The organism is Caldisalinibacter kiritimatiensis (assembly GCF_000387765.1).
GTDB classification, from domain to species: Bacteria; Bacillota; Clostridia; order Tissierellales; family Caldisalinibacteraceae; genus Caldisalinibacter; species Caldisalinibacter kiritimatiensis.
The window spans coordinates 56,498-76,555 of sequence record NZ_ARZA01000066.1; the positions used below are offsets into that span (position 1 = coordinate 56,498).

Here is a 20,058-nt window from a genome sequence, read left to right on the forward strand (position 1 = left end):
ATAAACAATATATTTTTAGGAGGTCAAGAATGATAGACTTTTATAAGTATCAAGGTCTAGGAAATGACTTTATTGTTTTTGATGGTATAAAAAATCAATTACCAAATGTAAATGAACTTGCAAAAAAAGTATGTAATAGAAATTTTGGCATAGGAGCTGATGGAATATTAGTAATTGAAAACTCTCAAAAAGCAGCTATAAAAATGAGAATTATTAATGCTGATGGTTCTGAAGCAAAGATGTGTGGCAATGGAATAAGATGTTTTTCAAAGCATGTATATGAAAAAAAATTAGTTAGTTCTGAGTCATTTAATGTAGAGACATTGGCAGGAATTATTGAAGTAGAAGTTAGTAAAAGTGATAACAACAAAGTAAAAGAAGTACGAGCAAACATCGGAAAACCTATATATGGAAATGGATTGTTACCACAGCTAGATAATGAAAGAATTTTTAAAAGTGAAATAGAAATAGAAGGAAAAACGTATCTTGTGTATACTTTATTTGTAGGATGTGTACATACAATAGTATTTGTTGAAGATTTTAATCACATTGATATAGATTTACTTGGACCGGCTATAGAAAATCATTATATTTTTCCAGCGAAGACAAATGTTGATTTTTGTAAGATAATAGACCATAATAATATACGGGTAAAAACATGGGAAATAGGTGTAGGGCAAACTTTAGCCTGTGGTACAGGAGCAGCTAGTGCTGCAGTTGTATGTCACCAAGAACATAATACTAATAAAACAGTAAATGTACATTTAGATGGAGGAGAAGTTAAAATACAATTGAAAGATGGCTTAGTTTATATGACTGGACCTGCTGAGTTTATATGCTCGGGTAAATATAATTTTCAGGGATAAAATTAAGGCGAATTGACATAAGTGTAATTTATGGTAAAATTGATTATAATAATTAGGAAGGATGTGTATTATGATACGCAGTATGACAGGTTTTGGAAAGGGTGAAAGTAAAGATAGTGTAAGGCATTTTACTGTAGAAGTAAGGTCTGTTAATAATAGATATAATGATATTATAATTAGAATGCCTAAACATTTGAAATATATTGAAGACAGAATAAAAAAGTTGATAAAAACTAAAGTTTCTAGAGGAAGAGTTGAAGTTTATATCAATTTAGAGTATATTGGTGATAGTGATGTAACAGTAAAGGTTGATTTAAATCTTGCAGAATCGTATAATAAAGCTTTGAAGGAGTTATGTAATCATACTGGAATTAAGGATAACGTGACTTTATCTGTTTTAACAAAGTTCCCTGATATTATTAACACTGAAAAAAAGGAAGAAGACGCTGATGAGGTTTGGAATTGTCTTAAGATGGCTTTAGAAGAAGCATTAGACAAAATGATAGCAATGAGGATAAAAGAAGGAGAAGAATTAGCAAAAGATATAAGCGAGAAAGTTGTAGATATTGAAGATATGGTTAGTTTTATTGAACAAAGGTCACCACAGGTAGTGAATGAATATAAGGAAAAGTTATGGAATAGAATAGACGAATTGTTAGAAGATAAATATGAAATAGATGAAAATAGATTGGCAAATGAAGTAGCTATTTTTGCAGATAAAAGTGACATTAACGAAGAAGTAGTAAGGCTTTATAGTCATATGAAACAGTTAATAGACACCTTGAAATTAAATGGTCCTGTAGGTAGGAAATTAGACTTTTTATTACAGGAAGCAAACAGAGAAGTAAATACGATTGGTTCAAAGGTAGGAGACGTTGATATTAAAAAGAAAGTTATTGAGATTAAAAGTGAATTAGAGAAGATAAGAGAACAAGTTCAAAACATTGAATAGGAGGTATATAAGTATGGATATTAAGTTAATTAATATAGGATTTGGTAATATAGTTTCAGCAAATAGAATTGTTGCTATAGTAAGTCCAGAATCAGCACCAATAAAAAGGATAATTCAAGAAGCCCGTGAAAGGGGTATGTTGATTGATGCTACATATGGTAGAAGAACAAGAGCAGTTATAATAACAGATAGTGACCATATAATTCTTTCGGCTGTACAACCAGAAACTGTAGCACATAGACTAGATAATAAAGAGATACACGATGTAGAAATAAATAAAGAATAAAGGAAGGAGAAGTACATGAACAAAGGATTACTTATTGTATTATCTGGACCTTCAGGAGCAGGAAAAGGTACTATATGTAAGGCGTTTTTAAAGGAAAATAAAGATTTCATTTTGTCTGTTTCTGCTACAACTAGAAAGCCGAGAGAAGGAGAAATTGATGGTGTAAATTATTTTTTTATTACCAAAGAAGATTTTGAAAAGAAAATACAGAATGATGAATTCTTAGAATATGCTTCAGTTTACGGGAGCTACTATGGTACACCAAAAAGCTTTGTTATAGAAAATCTTAACAAAGGCAAAGATGTAATTCTTGAAATAGATATACAAGGAGCTTTGCAAATCAAGGAGCGTTATCCAGAAGGTGTTTTTATATTTATAGTACCGCCATCTATGAAAGAATTAAGAAATAGAATCGAAAAAAGGGGAACAGAAACTGAAGAAGCAATAAATGAAAGGTTTAGTAGTGCTTTTAATGAATTGAATTTTGCATCAAAATATGATTATGTAGTAGTAAATGATGAAGTAAATAAAGCAGTAAAAAGAATAGAAGCAATAGTAATGGCAGAAAAATGTAAGATTGAAAGACAGAAAGAAGTTTTAAATAAAGTAAAGGAGGTATAGTATGTTATATCCTTCAATCAATGAGTTATTAAAGAAAGTGGACAGTAGATATACTTTAGTTATGATGGTTTCTAAAAGAGCTAGACAACTAGTGGATGGAGATAAGCCATTAGTAGATGAAGAGTTTAATAAAACTGTTACTACAGCTATCAATGAAGTTGCAGAAGATAAGATTGAATACATAAAGCCGGAAGTCAAAGGTTTAAAATAATGGGGTGGATGAGTTGTTAAAAGGAAAGAATATTGTAGTAGGTGTAACTGGTGGTATAGCAGCATATAAAGCTGCCGATATTGTTAGCAAACTAAAAAAATTACAAGCTAATGTGGACGTGATAATGACTGAGTCAGCTACTAAATTTATATCGCCATTGACTTTTCAGTCTTTATCGCAAAACTTTGTGACCGTTGATATGTTTAAAGAACCTAAAAAGTGGGAAATAGAGCATATATCTCTAGCTCAGAAGGCAGATGTATTTTTAATAGCTCCAGCTACAGCCAATGTAATTGGAAAAGTAGCAAATGGTATTGCAGATGATATGTTAAGTACTACTATAATGGCAACTAAATCAAAAGTAGTTTTTGCACCGGCGATGAACACCAATATGTATACAAACCCCATATTTCAACAGAACATGAATAAATTAAAAGAACTTGGATACGAATTTATTAGACCAGCAAAGGGAAGACTCGCTTGTGGTGACTATGGAGAAGGAAAAATGGCAGATACAGTTGATATAGTATCATATGTAACTGATATGTTAACTAATAAAGAGTTAAAAGGCAAAAAAGTAATAGTTACTGCGGGGCCTACAATTGAACCGATAGATCCTGTTAGGTATTTAACTAACCATTCTAGTGGTAAAATGGGTTATGCTATAGCAGAGGAAGCAGAAAAAATGGGAGCTGAAGTTATTCTAATAAGTGGACCAACACATTTAAAAGCTCCTGACGGTGTTGAAGTTGTTAGAATAAATACAACTCAACAAATGTTCAATGAAATAGAAAAAAGATTTAATGGTTGTGATGTACTAATAAAAGCGGCAGCTCCATTAGATTACAAACCAGAAGAAGTATATAATAACAAGATAAAAAAAGGCAATGGGAAATTAGAGCTAAGTTTTACAAGAAATCCAGATATCTTAAAATACTTTGGTAATAATAAAAAGGACCAAATTGTTGTAGGTTTTGCTGCCGAAACTGATAATGTATTAGAAAATGGAAGAAAAAAAATGAAAAATAAGAATTTAGACTTTATTGTAGTGAATGATGTTTCTAATAAAGATGCAGGATTTAAAAAAGAAACTAATGTGGCTACAATAATAGATAAAGAAGGTACTGAAAAAAGTTATCCTAAGATGTCAAAAAGGGAACTAGCAAAAATTATATTAGATAAGATTTTAGATAATTTTAGTTAATAAGATTTTAATAACAAAATAAGTATTATGAGTAGCTATTAGCTAGATATTAAATGAAGTAAAGGATTATCTTTATTTCATTTATATCTAGCTTTTAAATTTTAATTTTTTAATTCAGAGTTAAATTTGCTATAATAAACATATAGCTTTATTGAGAGGTTGAAATTAATGGAGAAAAAAGTGTTTGCGGAAGTTATTGTAGATAACAAAAGTACAAAAACCGATAGATTGTATACATATATTGTTCCTGATAGATTTGAAAATGACTTAAAAGTAGGAATGAGAGTTTTAGTCCCATTTGGACGTGGTAATAAGAAAATAGAGGGATTAGTTGTAAATATAAAGAATGATATTAACATAAAAGTAAGTAGGCTTAAATACATCGATAGTTTGGTAGATAATAAACCTATCTTATCGCAAGAAATGATTAAGTTAGGGTTATGGATGAAGAAAAAATATCTAGCCCAATATATAGATGTTTTTAAAACTTTAATGCCTACAGGGATTACTAATAAAGTAGTTAAGTATTTAAAACTAAATGAGAATATAGATGAATGTAAAATACAAAAAATAAAGTCAATTAATCAAAGAAAAATTATTGAATATTTAAAACATACAAATAAAGCTGATGTCAATACTATAAAAAGAAACCTTAATATTAAGAACATAATAAGTAGTATTAATTCGTTATGTGAAAAAGAAATCATAGAAATGTATGAAGAAATTGAAACTGAAGTAAATAAAAAATATCAAAAAGTTGTATATAGAAAATTTGATGCTGACAATAAAAATGAGATATTAAAAAAACTGAATAGTAGAGCATATAAGCAAAAAGCTGTTGTCGAATTTATTACAGATATTAAATACATTGGTTTAAAAGAGCTTATGATAAAAACAAATAGTTCTTTATCGACGATAAAGGCTCTAAGAGATAAAGGGTACTTATCTATAAAAGATGAAGAGGTAAAAAGAAATCCTATTAACAATAAAGCTATAGTTGAAAATAAAAAATTACAGTTAACTAATCAGCAAAAAGAATGTATAAATACTATATTAAAAAATATAGAAAAAAATAAATGTAATAAATTTTTAATTCATGGTGTTACAGGGAGTGGTAAGACAGAAGTCTATTTACGTTTGATAGAAAGAATGCTAAAATGGAATAAGCAGGCAATAGTTTTAGTCCCTGAGATTTCATTGACACCACAAACAGTTGAGAGGTTTGTTGGTAGGTTTGGAGATAAGGTTGCAGTTTTACATAGTAGGTTATCCCTTGGTGAAAGATATGATGAGTGGAGAAAGATTAAAGAGGGTAAGGTACAGATAGCAGTGGGAGCTAGATCAGCTGTTTTTGCTCCATTTGATAATTTAGGGCTAATAGTAATTGATGAAGAACATGAAAATAGTTATAAATCCTCAATGAGCCCCAAATATAATACTTTAGAAGTAGCAGAAAAAAGATGCAAATTGGAAGGTGCGACTTTAATTTTAGGCTCAGCTACACCTTCGATAGAATCTTATTATAGGTCATTGAAAAATGAGCTTAAGCTATTAAAGTTAACTGAAAGAGCAAATAAGAAGTCTTTACCACCAATAGAAGTGGTAGATATGAGAAAAGAATTGGATAAAGGTAATAAGTCAATTTTTAGTGAAAAATTACTTAATGCTATAAAAGAAAATCTAGAAAATAATAAACAAACAATACTTTTCTTAAATAGAAGAGGATTTTCTACATTTGTTTCCTGTAGAAAATGTGGGTATGTCGCTAAGTGTAAACAATGCGATATATCACTTACATATCATATGAATAAAGACTTACTTAAATGTCATTATTGTGGTTTTACCATGAGAACACCTAGAATATGTCCTGAATGTGGAAGTGAATATATAAAGTATTTTGGTGTAGGTACAGAAAAAATTGAAGAAGTAGTTAAGCATCTGTTTCCAACTGCAAGAGTAGAAAGGATGGATGTAGACACAACCTCTCGTAAGGGCAGCCATGAAAAAATTTTAAATAAAGTAAAGAATGGGAATATAGATATTTTGATTGGGACTCAAATGATAACTAAAGGATTAGACTTTCATAATGTTACTTTAGTTGGGATAATAGCAGCTGATATGACATTGAACTTACCAGATTTTAGAGCTGCAGAGAGAACATTTCAGCTTACAACTCAAGTAAGTGGAAGAGCAGGTAGAGGTGAAGCTCAAGGAAGAGTAATTTTACAAACATACGAGCCAGAACACTATAGTATAACTACATCTCAAGCCCATAATTATGTAGAATTTTATGAAAAGGAAATAAAAATACGAGAAGAATTTGAGTATCCACCATTTACAAATATAATTAACATAGTAGTTACTAGTAAAGATGAGAAAAAACTATACACTTTTACCAAGAGGTTATTTCAACATTTAGACAAAACAATTAATAATAATATAAAAAAAGTAGAGGATATTGAGTTGATAGGTCCCAACCCAGCGCCTTTATCTAGAATTAAAGGTAGCTATAGATGGCAAATTTTAATTAAATGTAAAAATAGTAAAATTGAAAGTGTAAAACAGATATTAGAGGAAACTATAACAAGTAATAAGTTTAATGAATACTTTAATTTGTTTAAAATAAGTATTGATATAAATCCAAATTCTATTATGTAGGAGGTAATAATATGGCATTAAGACAACTAAGATATGAAGGTGATCCGATATTAAGAAAGAAAAGTCGTGAAGTAAAAGAAATAAACGATAGGATTAAAACTTTAATAGAAGATATGATTGATACTATGTATAAAGAAGAAGGGGTAGGATTAGCAGCTCCACAAGTTGGGATATTAAAGAGGATAGCTGTTATAGATATAGGGAAAGGTCCTATTAGACTAATAAATCCAGAAATAGTGTCAGGAGAAGGCGAAGAAATAGATGTTGAAGGCTGTTTAAGTATACCTGGAAAGAATGGTAAAGTTAAAAGACCTAAAAAAGTGAAAGTTAAGTATATTGATTTAGAAGGAAATGAAAAATATATTGAAGGTGAAGGATTATTAGCTAGGGCTCTATGTCATGAAATAGACCATTTGAATGGAATATTGTTCATAGATAAAGTAATCAATGAGGAATAGAGGTGATATTAATGAAAGTAGTATTTATGGGTACTCCAGAGTTTGCTGTACCTACTTTAGAACATTTATATCAAGAAGGATATGATGTTTCTTTGGTAGTTACTCAACCAGATAGACCAAAAGGACGTGGAAAAAAGCTAAGTCCACCACCTGTAAAGGAAAAGGCATTAGAATATGGTATAGAAGTGTATCAACCTAAAAACGTTAATACTTCAGATTCTATACAAAAAATTAAAGAAATATCACCTGATGTTATAGTAGTTGTAGCATATGGACAAATCCTTAAAGAAGAAGTATTAAATATCCCGAGATTTGGTTGTATAAATGTACATGCTTCATTGTTACCTAAATACAGAGGAGCAGCGCCTATAAATTGGGTAATAATAAATGGAGAAAAATGTACAGGAATAACTACAATGTATATGGATAAAGGCTTGGATACAGGTGATATGATATTAAAAGAAACAATAGAAATAGATGAAAATATGACAGCAGAAGAATTACATGACAAGTTAAAGGACTTAGGTGCTTTTGTATTAATCAAAACATTGAAGGAAGTAGAAAAAGGAACAGCACTAAAGATACCACAAGAGCATGAAGAAGCCACATATGCACCGATGCTAAAAAAAAGCACAGGAAAGATTGATTGGAGTAAAAATGCTGAAGTAATAGATAATTTAGTTAGAGGAACTAATCCGTGGCCAGGAGCTTATTTTGAACATGAAGGAAAGAAAATTAAAGTATTCAGAGTTGAAAAGGACATAACTGCTGAAAAAGGTAAAATTGGAGAGGTTATTAAAGTAAATGACAATGGAATATTTGTTAAAGTTAAAGATGGACATATTATAATAAAGGAACTTCAGTTTCCAGGAAAAAGAAGAATGAAAGTATCTGACTATTTAAAAGGAAATGAATTTCCACAAGGGATAATACTTAAATAGTTTTGGATGTGAAACAAGTGAAAAGGGATGAAAGATTATTTTTTAATGTTTTTAGATTAATAACAGCTTTGTTTTTACTATTAAGTTTAGCAGTTTTTTACTTTGCTACCACTGAAAAAGTTAATATACTAAGGATAACTTTACTGATTTTAACATTTGTGTTTATATTCATTTCGATAATTACAGCTTTAAGTATTTTTATAATACATAATATAGTCAAAGGTAAGAAAATATCTAGATTAAGTAGTTGGTTAATTAAAAAAGTTCTAACAATAATTTATCCTTTATTAGTATACATATCTGATATATTTAAAATAGATATAGATAGTATTCGAAGAGTTTTTGCTAATGTAAATAATTTTTTAGTAATGACAAAAAATATAAAGGTAGATAATAATGAAATTTTGATTTTATTACCTCATTGTTTACAAAGTTCAGAATGTCCATATAAAATAACAACAGATATAAATAATTGTAGAATGTGTGGAAAATGTGATATTAAAGACATTATTAATTTATGTAACAGGTATAATGTTACAGCAGTTGTTGCGACAGGAGGCACATTGGCTAGACAGTGGATAAAAAAAATGAGGCCCAAAGCTATTATAGCTGTAGCATGTGAAAGGGATTTGTGTAGTGGTATAAACGACGTAAGAGTCTTGCCTGTATTAGGAGTAATTAATAAAAGACCTAATGGGCCTTGTTTTGACACAAAGGTAGACGTGACTAAGTTAGAGGAAGCTATAAAATTTTTTATAAAGGAGGATAAATAATTATGTATTATCCTTTTGGATTTTATTTTGATCCAACTATTATTCTATTAATACCAGCAATACTTTTTGCTACTTATGCTCAAACTAAGGTTAAAACTACGTTTAATAAATATTTAAGAGTAGGTAGTAGAACGGGATATACTGGTGCTCAAGTTGCCAGAATGATATTAGATAGAAACGACTTACATGATGTAAGAATAGAACACATATCAGGAAAATTAACAGACCATTATGACCCAAGAACTAAAGTATTACGTTTATCAAGTCCAGTTTATAATGGAACTTCATTAGCTTCTCAAGGAGTTGCAGCTCATGAAGTAGGGCATGCTATACAACATGCTAACGGTTATTTCCCTTTAGTAGTAAGAAATAGTATAGCGCCAGTAGCTAGTTTTAGTGCTAGATTTGTTTGGATTTTAATAATAGCAGGTCTTTTTATGCCATATATTCGTATATTTGGCTTTGGATTATTAGAATTAGGTATAGTTTTATATTTAGCTGTGGTTCTTTTTCAAGTAATAACACTACCAGTAGAATTCAATGCTAGTAGTAGAGCACTAGCACAACTTGAAGGCTATGTAGTATCAAGAGATGAAATACCAGCAGTAAAAAAAGTATTGGATGCTGCTGCATTAACCTATGTAGCAGCTACATTAGTAGCAGTTGCACAGTTAATGAGACTATTAGTGATAAGTGGTAGAAGAGATTAAGAAGGGGTGAACAGCCCCTTCGGTTTTTTTGTTTATATATTCACTTTAAATCAATCAGATAAAGGTTTTGCTAGGAGGTAAAACTATGAAAATAAATGCTAGAGAAATAGCAATTAAAGTGCTATACGAAGTTAATGAAAAGGGTGCATATTCAAACATATCAATTAATCGAAATGTTTCTATTGAAATTGAAAAGAACGATGAAGATTTTATAAGAGAGCTTGTCTATGGTGTACTAGAGAACAAACTATACATAGATTGGGTGATTAAGAGCTTCTCTAAAGTTAAATTCAAAAAGATAGCTCCAATGATAAAACAAATTTTAAGAATAGGGGTTTATCAGTTGTTATTTATGGATAAAATTCCTGATAGTGCAGCTGTAAATGAAAGCGTAAATCTTGCTAAAAAATACGGACATAGAAAAGTATATGGATTTGTAAATGGAGTATTGAGAAATATAGCTAGAAACAAGAACAATATTGAGCTCCCTGATAAAAAAGAAGAACCAATAAAATATTTATCTATTAAATACTCCCATCCTGAATGGCTAATTAAACGATGGATAAAAGTTTATGGTTTTAAATTTACAAAAGACCTCTGTAAAGCTAATAATGAAACTCCTAAATTGAATATTAGAGTTAATACTTTAAAAATCAGTCGTAATGAATTAGCAAAAATATTAATAGAAAAAGGTTTTGATGTTGAAAGAACAAAATATGCTACTGATGGATTGATAGTGCATAATCCAACAAAGATAACCGGCTTAAATGAGTTTAGAAATGGTTTGTTTCAAATACAAGATGAAAGTTCGATGTTAGTAGCTCAAATTTTAAAGCCAGAAGAAAATAGCTTAGTTATAGATGTTTGTAGTGCACCGGGAGGGAAAACTACTCATATAGCTCAAAAAATGAATAATAAGGGCAAAATTATTGCAAGGGATATTTATAGACATAAACTGAACTTAGTTAATGATAATGCCAAAAGATTAGGGATTAAAATAATCGAAACTCAGCAGCACGATGCATTAAAACTAGATGACGAACTATTAGGTAAAGCTGATTATTGTTTAGTTGATGCCCCTTGTTCTGGGCTGGGATTAATCAGGAGAAAACCTGAAATAAAGTGGAACAAAAAAGAAGATGACATACATAGTATTATAAAGCTTCAATATGACATATTGGTTAATAGCAGTAAATATCTAAAGCAAGGAGGTATTTTAGTTTATAGCACATGTACCATTGAAAAAGAAGAAAATATTAAATTAATAAATAGATTCTTAAAAAATAATAGTCAATTTAAATTAATAGGATTTGATAATATGATAGAGAACTGTGAAAATTTTAAAACATCAGATAAAGGTTATATCGAGATATATCCAAATATTAATTCGATGGATGGATTCTTTATATGTAAAATGGTGAAAATGTAACTAAAATGTCAACTTTTGTTCTTTATATGGTATAATATAATATTGAAGTTTATTAATTTGTAGGCTAGGAGGGGTTGTTTGAGTAAGATAGATTTGAAATCAATGTCTATAAACCAATTAAAGTCTTTATATATAGAATTAGGCGAGAAAACTTTTAGAGCTGAACAAACTTTTAAATGGATACATGGAAAAATGATTGAATCAATAGATGATATAACTGTATTGTCCAAGAAATTAAGGGACAAGCTGAATGAAAAAGGTAAGATAACAAATTTAAAGATTGTTAAAAGGTTGGATTCGAAATTAGATGGTACTAAAAAATATTTATTTGCATTAGAAGATGGTAATATTATTGAAAGTGTTATGATGGAGTATCAACATGGAATATCTGTATGTGTATCTACTCAAGTTGGTTGTAAAATGGGATGTACATTTTGCGCGTCTACTAAGGATGGGTTAGTTAGAAATCTTACAGCGGGAGAAATATTAGATCAAATATATCAAATACAAAAAGATATGGATATAAAAGTTAGTAATATAGTTTTAATGGGTAGTGGTGAACCTCTAGATAATTACGATAATGTATTAAAATTTTTAGAAATTATACATCACAAACATGGACAAAATGTAGGCTATAGACATATAACTCTTTCTACCTGTGGTATTGTGCCCAAAATATATGAATTAGCAGAAGAAAATCTACCTATTACTTTATCAATATCATTACATTCACCTTTTCAACATAGTAGAGAGGAAATAATGCCTATAGCTAGAAAGTATTCAATTAAAGAGATAGTAGATGCATGTAAATATTATATCGAAAAAACTAATAGAAGAATAACTTTTGAATATACTCTTATAGAAGGTGTAAATGACAGTAAAAAAGAAGCACTAGAGCTTAGTCATATTTTAGAAGGATTATTATGTCATGTAAACTTAATTCCATTAAATCCAATAAAGGAAACTCAGTTATCTAGTACAAAAATTTCTTATGTGGAGGAATTTAAAAGAATTTTAGAAAAGAATAAGATTAGCGTAACAGTTAGACGAAAAATGGGTGGAGATATAAACGCAGCATGTGGACAGTTAAGAAGAGATTATTTAAAAAATGAGTAGATGCAATAGATTGTAAAGGCACTATGAATTTCTTTTTTAAAAGTGAGGTGTTATTATGTTAGTTGGAGCTAGTACCGATGTAGGTAAAATAAGAGAAATTAATCAGGATGCATATTATTGTTCAGATGTAGAAGAATTTCCTTTATTTATAATAGCTGACGGTATGGGCGGACATAATGCAGGAGAAGTAGCAAGTGCTATAGCTGTTGATAGTGTAAAACAAATATTTAATAGTAAAAAAAATATATTTAAAAATGGGGAAACTGAAGTATCTAAGTTTATTAAATTAGCTTTGATTGAAGCGAATACTAAAATCTATAACAAAGCAAAAGAAATAGAAGATTGCAAAGGTATGGGTACTACAATTACTCTAGCGTATATATTAGATAATCACATACACATTGGCCACATAGGTGATAGTAGAGCATATTTATTGACAGATGGAGAGTTAATACAATTGACGCAGGACCATTCTTTAGTAGCCGAGCTAGTTAGGAATGGTAGTATAAGCGAAGAAGAAGCAGAAAATCATCCGCAAAAGAATATTATTACAAGAGCATTAGGAACAGATGAAAATATTGAAGTAGATATTATAACTAGAGAAGTAAAAGAAAATGATAAAATTTTATTGTGTACCGATGGATTAACTAATATGGTATGTGATGAAAAGATAAAAGAGGTCTTAGTTAATACAGATGATTTACAAAACGCAAGTGATACTTTAGTTAATATTGCAAATGAGTCTGGCGGATATGATAATACAACAGTAATACTTATAGGAATTGATTAGAAAAGAGGTGATACCATGATAGGAAAAGTATTGGGGAATAGATATGAAATAGTTGAAAAAGTAGGCGGAGGTGGAATGGCTTTAGTTTATAAAGCTAAATGTCGCTTATTAAATAGATATGTAGCTATTAAAATTTTAAGGCCAGAGTTTACTAATGATGAAGATTTTATAAAGAAGTTTAGAAGAGAATCACAAGCAGCAGCTAGCTTATCACATCCTAATATTGTCAATATATATGATACTGGAGTGGAAGATAATATTTATTATATTGTAATGGAATATATAGCTGGGAAGACTTTAAAAGAATTAATTAGAGAAAAAGGAAAACTTAATCCTGAAGACACTATAAACATAGCTACACAGATAGCTGAAGCATTAAATCATGCCCATAGAAATCATATAGTTCATAGGGATATTAAACCGCATAATATATTAGTAACTGATGATGGTAGAATAAAAGTAACAGATTTTGGTATAGCTAGAGCGGCTACATCATCAACAGTAACTAACACCGGTAATGTAATAGGTTCAGTACATTATTTTTCACCAGAACAGGCAAGAGGTGGCTACACTGATGAAAAGTCAGATATTTATTCATTAGGTATTGTAATGTATGAGATGATAACAGGAAGAGTGCCTTTTGAAGGAGATAGTCCAATATCAGTAGCTTTAAAACATGTTCAAGAGGATATGGTTCCTCCAAGTGTAATTAATAATACCATACCTAAGAATATAGAAAAAATTATTATGAAGGCTGTAGAAAAGGACCAGACCCTTAGATATAATAATGCTGTAGAATTATTAAAGGACTTGAAAAAGGTTGAGTTGGGTTCAGACAATGAAAGTATAGAATTTAAAGATTATACTGATTCACCAACAAGAGTAATTCCAGCAGTAAAGGATGATATGATAATGGAAAAGGAAAAAAATAAAAAGAAGAAAAAAGAAAAAAAACAAAGTAAAAATACACGAACAATTGTTACAGTAGCTGCTGTATTGCTAGCTTTAGCATTAGCGACAGGCATAGGGATGATAGGATATAATTATTTAAAATCTTATATAATAGGTCAAGAAATTGAAGTACCAAACTTAATTAGATTACAAGAAGATATAGCCAGAAAAAAAGCTGAAGATTTAGGCTTAGAGTTTGTAGTTAAATATAGAGAGTTTAATAGTGATTATACAGAAGGGCACATAATAAAACAAACCCCTAAACCAGGTGTTACAAGAAAAGAAGGTTCGCCAATTGAAGTAGTAGTAAGCAAAGGTCAGAGGATGGTAAAGGTACCAGATTTAATAAATAAGTATTCATATGAATTAGATATATTATTAAGTGATGCTGATTTAATTGAAGGCAATACAACTTATAAACACAGTGAAACTATTCCTAGAAACATTGTAATTAGTCAAAATCCTAAACCAGATTCAATGGTACCAGAAGGCAGTAAAGTAGATATAGTAATCAGTAAAGGCCCTGAAATTAACTACATTTTAATGCCAAGTCTTATTGGTAAAGATATTGAAGAAGCTAAAAAAGACATTATAGTTAGAGGGTTTTCTGTTGGTGATATTATATATAAACCTAGTGAAGAATATCAAAAAAATATAGTTATAGAACAAGGTTATCCAGCAGGAAGTGAAGTAGAAGAAAATACACCAATAAATCTAGTTGTAAGTAGTGGACCGAAAGAGAATGAAACTACAACTGAGCAAAATAATGGAAATGAAGAAATGAATCAATCTGAAGAACAAAATGAAAATCAAAATTCGATTGAAGAACAAAAATCAGTACAATTTTTAATAAAATTACCGAAGGAAAAAGATGAAGTAGAAGTAAGAATAATAAAAATAACAGATAATACTAAAGAATTAGTTTACAATAAGAAACATAAAGCAAGTGAGGAAGAGATAATAGTTAACCTTAAGGGTACAAAGGGAACAAAATTTGAAGTGTATATAGATGGAGAATTTAAAGGACAAAAAGAGATATAAAATTTAAGGAGGTCAGTAAATGAACGAAGGAATAATTATAAAAGGAGTTGGTGGTTTTTATTACGTAAAAGCGGAAGATAAAGTTATTGAATGTAGAGCTAGAGGAGTTTTCCGTAAGAATAAAATTACTCCATTGGTAGGAGATAGAGTACAGATTAGAATATCAGATGAAGATAATACAGGATATATTGAAAAAATTTTTGAAAGAAAGAGTGAACTTATTAGACCCCCAGTAGCAAATGTCAATCATGCTCTTTTTGTCTTTGCAGTTAAACATCCAAACCCAAATCTTTGGTTATTAGATAGATTTTTACTTCTTGCTATGAAGCAAAATTTAGATGTGACTATATGCTTTAATAAAATAGATTTAGCAACTGAGGACGAAGTACGAGAGCTTAGCAACATATATATAAAAGCAGGTTACAAAGTCATAACATCTAGTAAGATTACTAGACAAGGTATAAACAAGTTAAAAGAAACACTCAAGGACAAAATCACAGTTTTGGCTGGGCCTTCAGGCGTTGGAAAGTCAACTTTACTTAATAACATACAACCTAACCTACAGCTCAAGACAGGAGAAATAAGCAAAAAGACAAAAAGAGGAAAACATACTACAAGATATGCTGAGTTACTTGAACTGGATTTTGGAGGATGGGTAGTAGATACCCCTGGATTTAGTTCACTAGATATTGATTTTGTTGAAATTGAAGATTTAGATAGCTATTTTAAAGATATATGTAGACATAGTGTTAATTGTAAATTTAATAGTTGCAGACATAATAAAGAGCCTAATTGTGGAGTTAAAGAAGCTGTAGAAAAAGGAGAAATAAGTAGGTCTAGATATGAAAACTATCTGATGTTTTTGGAAGAACTAGAGAAAATTAGGAGGTATTAAAATGGCAAAATTATCACCATCTTTATTGTCGGCGGATTTTGGAAGATTAGCAGAGCAGATTAAGGAAGTTGAAACAGGTGGAGCAGATTTAATACATTTAGATGTAATGGATGGTCATTTTGTACCTAATATAAGTCTTGGAATACCTGTAATAAAAAGCTTACGTAAAGTAACTAAATTACCTTTTGATGTACATTTAATGATTGAAAAACCAGAAAGGTACATAGAAGATTTCGTTAATGCAGGAGCTGATATTATTACAGTTCACCAAGAAGTTTCACCACATCTTCATAGAACTATACAAAATATAAAGAGTTATGACGTAAAAGCGGGAATAGCTATAAACCCATCCACTCCATTAGAAAACATTAAGTATGTTTTAAATGATATAGATATGGTATTAGTTATGACAGTAAATCCGGGTTTTGGAGGTCAAAGTTTGATAAAAGAAATGAAGCATAAAATAATAGAATTAAAAAGAATGATTAAAGATAAAGGTTTAAATGTAGAAATTGAAGTTGATGGTGGTGTAAAGTTAGAAAATGTACGAGAAGTTATTGATTGGGGAGCAGATGTTATAGTTGCAGGTTCTGCTATATTTAAAGCTGAAGATGTAATTAAACAGACTAAGAAGTTTAAGGATTTAATAAATCGATAAAGGAAGACAAAATAAAATTGCAAGGTGATAGAATGAAAGCTCTTATTATATCTAGTGGAAATATTAAAGATACTAAAATATTAGTAGAGTTACACAAGCAAGTAGATTTAACAATTTGTGCAGATGGAGGTTCAGCTTACGCAATTAAAGCAAATATAGAGCCTGATATTGTAATAGGAGATTTAGATTCAATTGACAAAGGCACCTTAAAAGTTATTGAGAATAATAATATAAAAATATTTAAATATCCTACTAAAAAAGATATGACTGATACTGAATTAGCTATTGAATATGCAATTGAAAAAGGGGTAAATGAAATTATTTTTACTGGAGTAACTGGCAATAGATTAGACCATACACTTTCAAATATAATGTTACTTTATAAGCTATTAAAAATAGGTGTAAAGGGAAAAATAATTGATTCAAACAATGAAATTTATATTACGGATAATAGCTTGAATTTGCAAAGGCAAAATGGAACTTATGTTTCAATTATTCCATTGGTAAATGATTTACAAGGAGTTACACTTAAAGGTTTTGAATATGAAACTGAAAATATTGATATTAAAATAGGTTCAACTCTAGGGATTAGTAATGAAATTAAAGACAAAAAAGGGAGCATAAATATAAAAAATGGAGTTGCTTTAGTAATAAAATCCAGAGATTAAGTTAAACTAATTATAAAAATATAAAATAAGCAATTAATAAATGATTGACTAATCAATAAAACAATATTATAATAATCATTAACTAAAATAAGTTGATATGAATAAAGACTATGAAGAGAAGAGTAGATACAGTTAATCAGTCAAAGCGAGTCGGTGATGGTGGAAGGCCGATACTGATACTGTATTGAAGAACATCTCGGAGTCTCTAACCGAAATTCTTATTTAGAAGAGTAGATTTAGACGGAGCCACACCGTTACATGTGGGCAATATTGAATTTTATTTCAGTATTGGTTGAGGTGGTCATTGAATAATGACAATTAGGGTGGTACCGCGAAAAAGCTTTTCGTCCCTACATGTGGATGATTAGCTTTTTTTATTTTACATTTTTTAAGAATAATATAAGGAGGTAGTAAAGGTGACTAATACGCTAATTAAAGATATTTACAGAAATCCAGACAAATACTACGATACAGAAATTCAGGTTTCAGGTTGGGTAAGAACAGTAAGAGCTTCTAAAAAATTTGGATTTATCGAATTGAACGATGGTACTTTTTTTAAAAATCTTCAAATTGTTTTTGAAGAAACACTAGAAAACTTTAAAGAAATATCAAAACTTCCAGTAAGTAGTGCAATTATAGTTAAAGGAATTTTAGTTGAAACACCTAATACAAAACAACCATTTGAAATAAAAGCAAAAGAAGTAATTTTAGATGCAGAATCTAATTCAGATTATCCACTACAAAAGAAAAGACATACATTTGAATATTTAAGAAGTATTGCGCACTTAAGACCTCGTAGTAATACATTTTCTGCTGTATTTAGAGTACGTTCTTTAGCTGCTTATGCAATACATAAATTTTTCCAAGAAAGAGGATTTGTTTATGTTCATACACCTATAATTACTGCTAGTGATGCAGAAGGAGCAGGAGAAATGTTTAGAGTAACAACTCTAGACTTAGAAAACACGCCTAAAACTGATGATGGAAAAGTAGATTATTCAAAGGATTTCTTTGGAAAAGATGCGAACTTGACTGTAAGTGGACAATTAGAAGCTGAGGCATATGCATTAGCATTTAGAAAAGTATATACATTTGGACCTACCTTTAGAGCTGAAAATTCTAATACTAAAAGGCATGCGTCAGAATTCTGGATGGTAGAGCCAGAAATTGCATTTGCAGGCTTAAAAGAAGATATGGAATTAGCAGAAGATATGATGAAATATATAATAAAGTATGTTATGGAAAATGCTCCTGAGGAAATGGAATTTTTCAACAAATTTATCGATAAAGGATTAATTGAAAGGCTAGAAAATATAGTTAATTCAGATTTTGAAAGAATTACTTATACAGAAGCAATGAAAATACTAGAGAAAAATAAAAATAAATTTGAGTACCCAGTTGAATGGGGAGCAGATTTACAGACAGAACATGAGAAATATTTAACAGATAAAGTATTCAAAAAACCAGTTTTTGTAACAGATTATCCAAAGGATATTAAAGCATTCTATATGAGATTAAATGATGATAATAAGACAGTAGCAGCTATGGATTTACTTGCTCCAGGTGTAGGTGAAATTATAGGTGGTAGTCAAAGAGAAGAAAGACTAGATGTGTTAGAAAGAAGAATGAAGGAACTAGAGATGAATGATGAAGATTTATGGTGGTATTTAGAATTAAGAAAATATGGTGGAACTAAGCATGCAGGATTTGGACTTGGTTTTGAAAGAGCTGTGATGTATCTTACTGGAATGGACAACATAAGAGATGTTATACCATTTCCAAGAACACCTAAAAATGTAGAATTTTAAGAAATTAAATGAATATAAACTAGGAAAAGGTAGCTTTAAGTGCTACCTTTTTTTATTTTTAATCTTGAATTAACGCTTATTTAAGTTTTGAATATTATATATTATAGCAGCAGCTAGAGGAGTGATAGGATTGTTTAAATTTCCTTTTAAAAAAAAGAACTTTTTTTTCAGAAAGAGCTATAAGCAGATTTTAGGAATAATATTGGCAGTTATAGGTGTAGTAATAATTATACAAGTTGTTCCATTAACATTTTGGATATTTTTACTAGGAGTATTACTTTTAATTTTAGGTTGGACCTTATATAGAATGTGGTAAAGGGGGATAGGATGTTTGGTAAAATACTTAAATTTGTCATAATTGGAATAATTGTTATTGCTTTTATATGGACTTTAACTAAACTTCCTCAATGGATTATATTAGCTTTAGTAGGATTATTATTAATAAAATTAGGATGGTTTTTATACAGTTATTAGATGGAGGGTAAATTTATGAGAGTAATATATATAAAAGTACCTAAAATAATAGGTAAATTATTAAGAAAAATAATAAGAGGATAACTTTTTGTTATTTTTCTTTTTATATAAGGAGATATATCTTTTATATATTGTGTAATTAAGTTAAATAATTAAATAGGCTTCCATATAAATTGGAAGCCAGTAAAATTATAAAGCTCTTTCAACTTTTCCTGATTTTAAACAACTAGTACATGCATATATTCTTTTTGGAGTACCGTTAACGATAGCTCTAACTCTTCGTACGTTAGGACTCCAAGTTCTTTTTATTTTACGGTCAGAGTGTGTAATTCTATGACCTGATACTTTACCTTTACCACATACTTCACAGTATTTTGCCACTTTGAACACCTCCTCGATTTATACTCTATATGTTATCATATAGATTTCACTATTAGCAAACATTATTTTATCATATTTATGCATATTATTGCAATAAAAATATATAATTATCAGAGATTTCGCATCTAATTTCCAGTAAAAACTTTACTTTCCCTTAATTTGTAATG

22 protein-coding genes and 1 other annotated feature are annotated in these 20,058 nt (G+C 29.6%); of the genes, 21 read left to right on the plus strand and 1 reads right to left on the minus strand.

Annotation, left to right across the window (positions count from 1 at the left end; all coding sequences use genetic code 11):
• Nucleotides 1–29: 29 nt before the first annotated feature.
• From dapF to L21TH_RS14225, 21 genes are all read left to right on the plus strand, one after another.
• The gene (gene dapF, locus L21TH_RS03230) at nt 30–866 is read left to right on the plus strand and encodes a diaminopimelate epimerase (protein ID WP_006308900.1); all 837 of its coding nucleotides are present in this window, start codon (nt 30–32) and stop codon (nt 864–866) included.
• Nucleotides 867–936: 70 nt separating this feature from the next.
• The gene (locus L21TH_RS03235; protein WP_006308902.1) at nt 937–1,818 is read left to right on the plus strand and encodes a YicC/YloC family endoribonuclease; all 882 of its coding nucleotides are present in this window, start codon (nt 937–939) and stop codon (nt 1,816–1,818) included.
• A gap of 13 nt (nt 1,819–1,831) precedes the next feature.
• A complete protein-coding gene (gene remA, locus L21TH_RS03240; RefSeq protein ID WP_006308903.1) occupies nt 1,832–2,104 on the plus strand; it encodes an extracellular matrix/biofilm regulator RemA in 273 nt (90 codons plus the stop codon).
• 15 nt (nt 2,105–2,119) lie between these two features.
• Complete coding sequence (gmk, locus tag L21TH_RS03245) at nt 2,120–2,725, plus strand: guanylate kinase (RefSeq protein ID WP_006308905.1); 606 nt, start codon at nt 2,120–2,122, stop codon at nt 2,723–2,725.
• A gap of 1 nt (nt 2,726) precedes the next feature.
• Nucleotides 2,727–2,936 (plus strand): DNA-directed RNA polymerase subunit omega, encoded by a 210-nt coding sequence (gene rpoZ, locus L21TH_RS03250; protein ID WP_006308907.1) that lies wholly within the window; start codon nt 2,727–2,729, stop codon nt 2,934–2,936.
• 13 nt (nt 2,937–2,949) lie between these two features.
• Entirely contained in the window at nt 2,950–4,140 is a 1,191-nt protein-coding gene (coaBC, locus tag L21TH_RS03255) for a bifunctional phosphopantothenoylcysteine decarboxylase/phosphopantothenate--cysteine ligase CoaBC (RefSeq protein ID WP_006308909.1), read from the plus strand.
• A gap of 168 nt (nt 4,141–4,308) precedes the next feature.
• Nucleotides 4,309–6,798, plus strand: coding sequence for a primosomal protein N' (priA, locus tag L21TH_RS03260; RefSeq protein WP_006308910.1), 2,490 nt, complete (start codon nt 4,309–4,311; stop codon nt 6,796–6,798).
• Between the two features lie 11 nt (nt 6,799–6,809).
• Nucleotides 6,810–7,256, plus strand: coding sequence for a peptide deformylase (def, locus tag L21TH_RS03265; RefSeq protein ID WP_006308911.1), 447 nt, complete (start codon nt 6,810–6,812; stop codon nt 7,254–7,256).
• Between the two features lie 11 nt (nt 7,257–7,267).
• The gene (fmt, locus tag L21TH_RS03270; protein WP_006308912.1) at nt 7,268–8,197 is read left to right on the plus strand and encodes a methionyl-tRNA formyltransferase; all 930 of its coding nucleotides are present in this window, start codon (nt 7,268–7,270) and stop codon (nt 8,195–8,197) included.
• A gap of 17 nt (nt 8,198–8,214) precedes the next feature.
• Complete coding sequence (locus tag L21TH_RS03275) at nt 8,215–8,970, plus strand: DUF116 domain-containing protein (protein ID WP_006308913.1); 756 nt, start codon at nt 8,215–8,217, stop codon at nt 8,968–8,970.
• Nucleotides 8,971–8,972: 2 nt separating this feature from the next.
• Nucleotides 8,973–9,680, plus strand: a complete 708-nt coding sequence (locus L21TH_RS03280) for a zinc metallopeptidase (RefSeq protein WP_006308914.1) — start codon at nt 8,973–8,975, stop codon at nt 9,678–9,680.
• 85 nt (nt 9,681–9,765) lie between these two features.
• The gene (rsmB, locus tag L21TH_RS03285; protein ID WP_006308915.1) at nt 9,766–11,109 is read left to right on the plus strand and encodes a 16S rRNA (cytosine(967)-C(5))-methyltransferase RsmB; all 1,344 of its coding nucleotides are present in this window, start codon (nt 9,766–9,768) and stop codon (nt 11,107–11,109) included.
• A 78-nt stretch (nt 11,110–11,187) separates the two neighbouring features.
• Entirely contained in the window at nt 11,188–12,225 is a 1,038-nt protein-coding gene (rlmN, locus tag L21TH_RS03290) for a dual-specificity RNA methyltransferase RlmN (RefSeq protein WP_006308916.1), read from the plus strand.
• Between the two features lie 55 nt (nt 12,226–12,280).
• Entirely contained in the window at nt 12,281–13,015 is a 735-nt protein-coding gene (locus L21TH_RS03295; protein WP_006308917.1) for a Stp1/IreP family PP2C-type Ser/Thr phosphatase, read from the plus strand.
• 15 nt (nt 13,016–13,030) lie between these two features.
• On the plus strand, nt 13,031–15,007 hold the full coding sequence (gene pknB, locus L21TH_RS03300) for a Stk1 family PASTA domain-containing Ser/Thr kinase (protein ID WP_006308918.1): 1,977 nt from the start codon (nt 13,031–13,033) through the stop codon (nt 15,005–15,007).
• A gap of 19 nt (nt 15,008–15,026) precedes the next feature.
• Nucleotides 15,027–15,902, plus strand: a complete 876-nt coding sequence (gene rsgA, locus L21TH_RS03305) for a ribosome small subunit-dependent GTPase A (protein ID WP_006308919.1) — start codon at nt 15,027–15,029, stop codon at nt 15,900–15,902.
• A gap of 1 nt (nt 15,903) precedes the next feature.
• Nucleotides 15,904–16,560 carry a ribulose-phosphate 3-epimerase gene (rpe, locus tag L21TH_RS03310; protein ID WP_006308920.1) on the plus strand — a complete coding sequence of 219 codons (657 nt, stop codon included), beginning with the start codon at nt 15,904–15,906 and terminating at the stop codon, nt 16,558–16,560.
• Between the two features lie 32 nt (nt 16,561–16,592).
• On the plus strand, nt 16,593–17,228 hold the full coding sequence (locus tag L21TH_RS03315; protein ID WP_006308922.1) for a thiamine diphosphokinase: 636 nt from the start codon (nt 16,593–16,595) through the stop codon (nt 17,226–17,228).
• Between the two features lie 101 nt (nt 17,229–17,329).
• Nucleotides 17,330–17,583 (plus strand) — a binding site (T-box leader).
• A gap of 61 nt (nt 17,584–17,644) precedes the next feature.
• A complete protein-coding gene (asnS, locus tag L21TH_RS03320; protein ID WP_006308923.1) occupies nt 17,645–19,036 on the plus strand; it encodes an asparagine--tRNA ligase in 1,392 nt (463 codons plus the stop codon).
• A 130-nt stretch (nt 19,037–19,166) separates the two neighbouring features.
• Nucleotides 19,167–19,352, plus strand: a complete 186-nt coding sequence (locus tag L21TH_RS03325) for a hypothetical protein (protein ID WP_006308924.1) — start codon at nt 19,167–19,169, stop codon at nt 19,350–19,352.
• A gap of 11 nt (nt 19,353–19,363) precedes the next feature.
• Nucleotides 19,364–19,510 carry a hypothetical protein gene (locus tag L21TH_RS14225; RefSeq protein ID WP_006308925.1) on the plus strand — a complete coding sequence of 49 codons (147 nt, stop codon included), beginning with the start codon at nt 19,364–19,366 and terminating at the stop codon, nt 19,508–19,510.
• 189 nt (nt 19,511–19,699) lie between these two features.
• Here the strand turns inward: L21TH_RS14225 and rpmB are convergent, their stop codons facing one another.
• Entirely contained in the window at nt 19,700–19,891 is a 192-nt protein-coding gene (gene rpmB / locus L21TH_RS03330; RefSeq protein ID WP_006308926.1) for a 50S ribosomal protein L28, read from the minus strand.
• Nucleotides 19,892–20,058 lie beyond the last annotated feature (167 nt).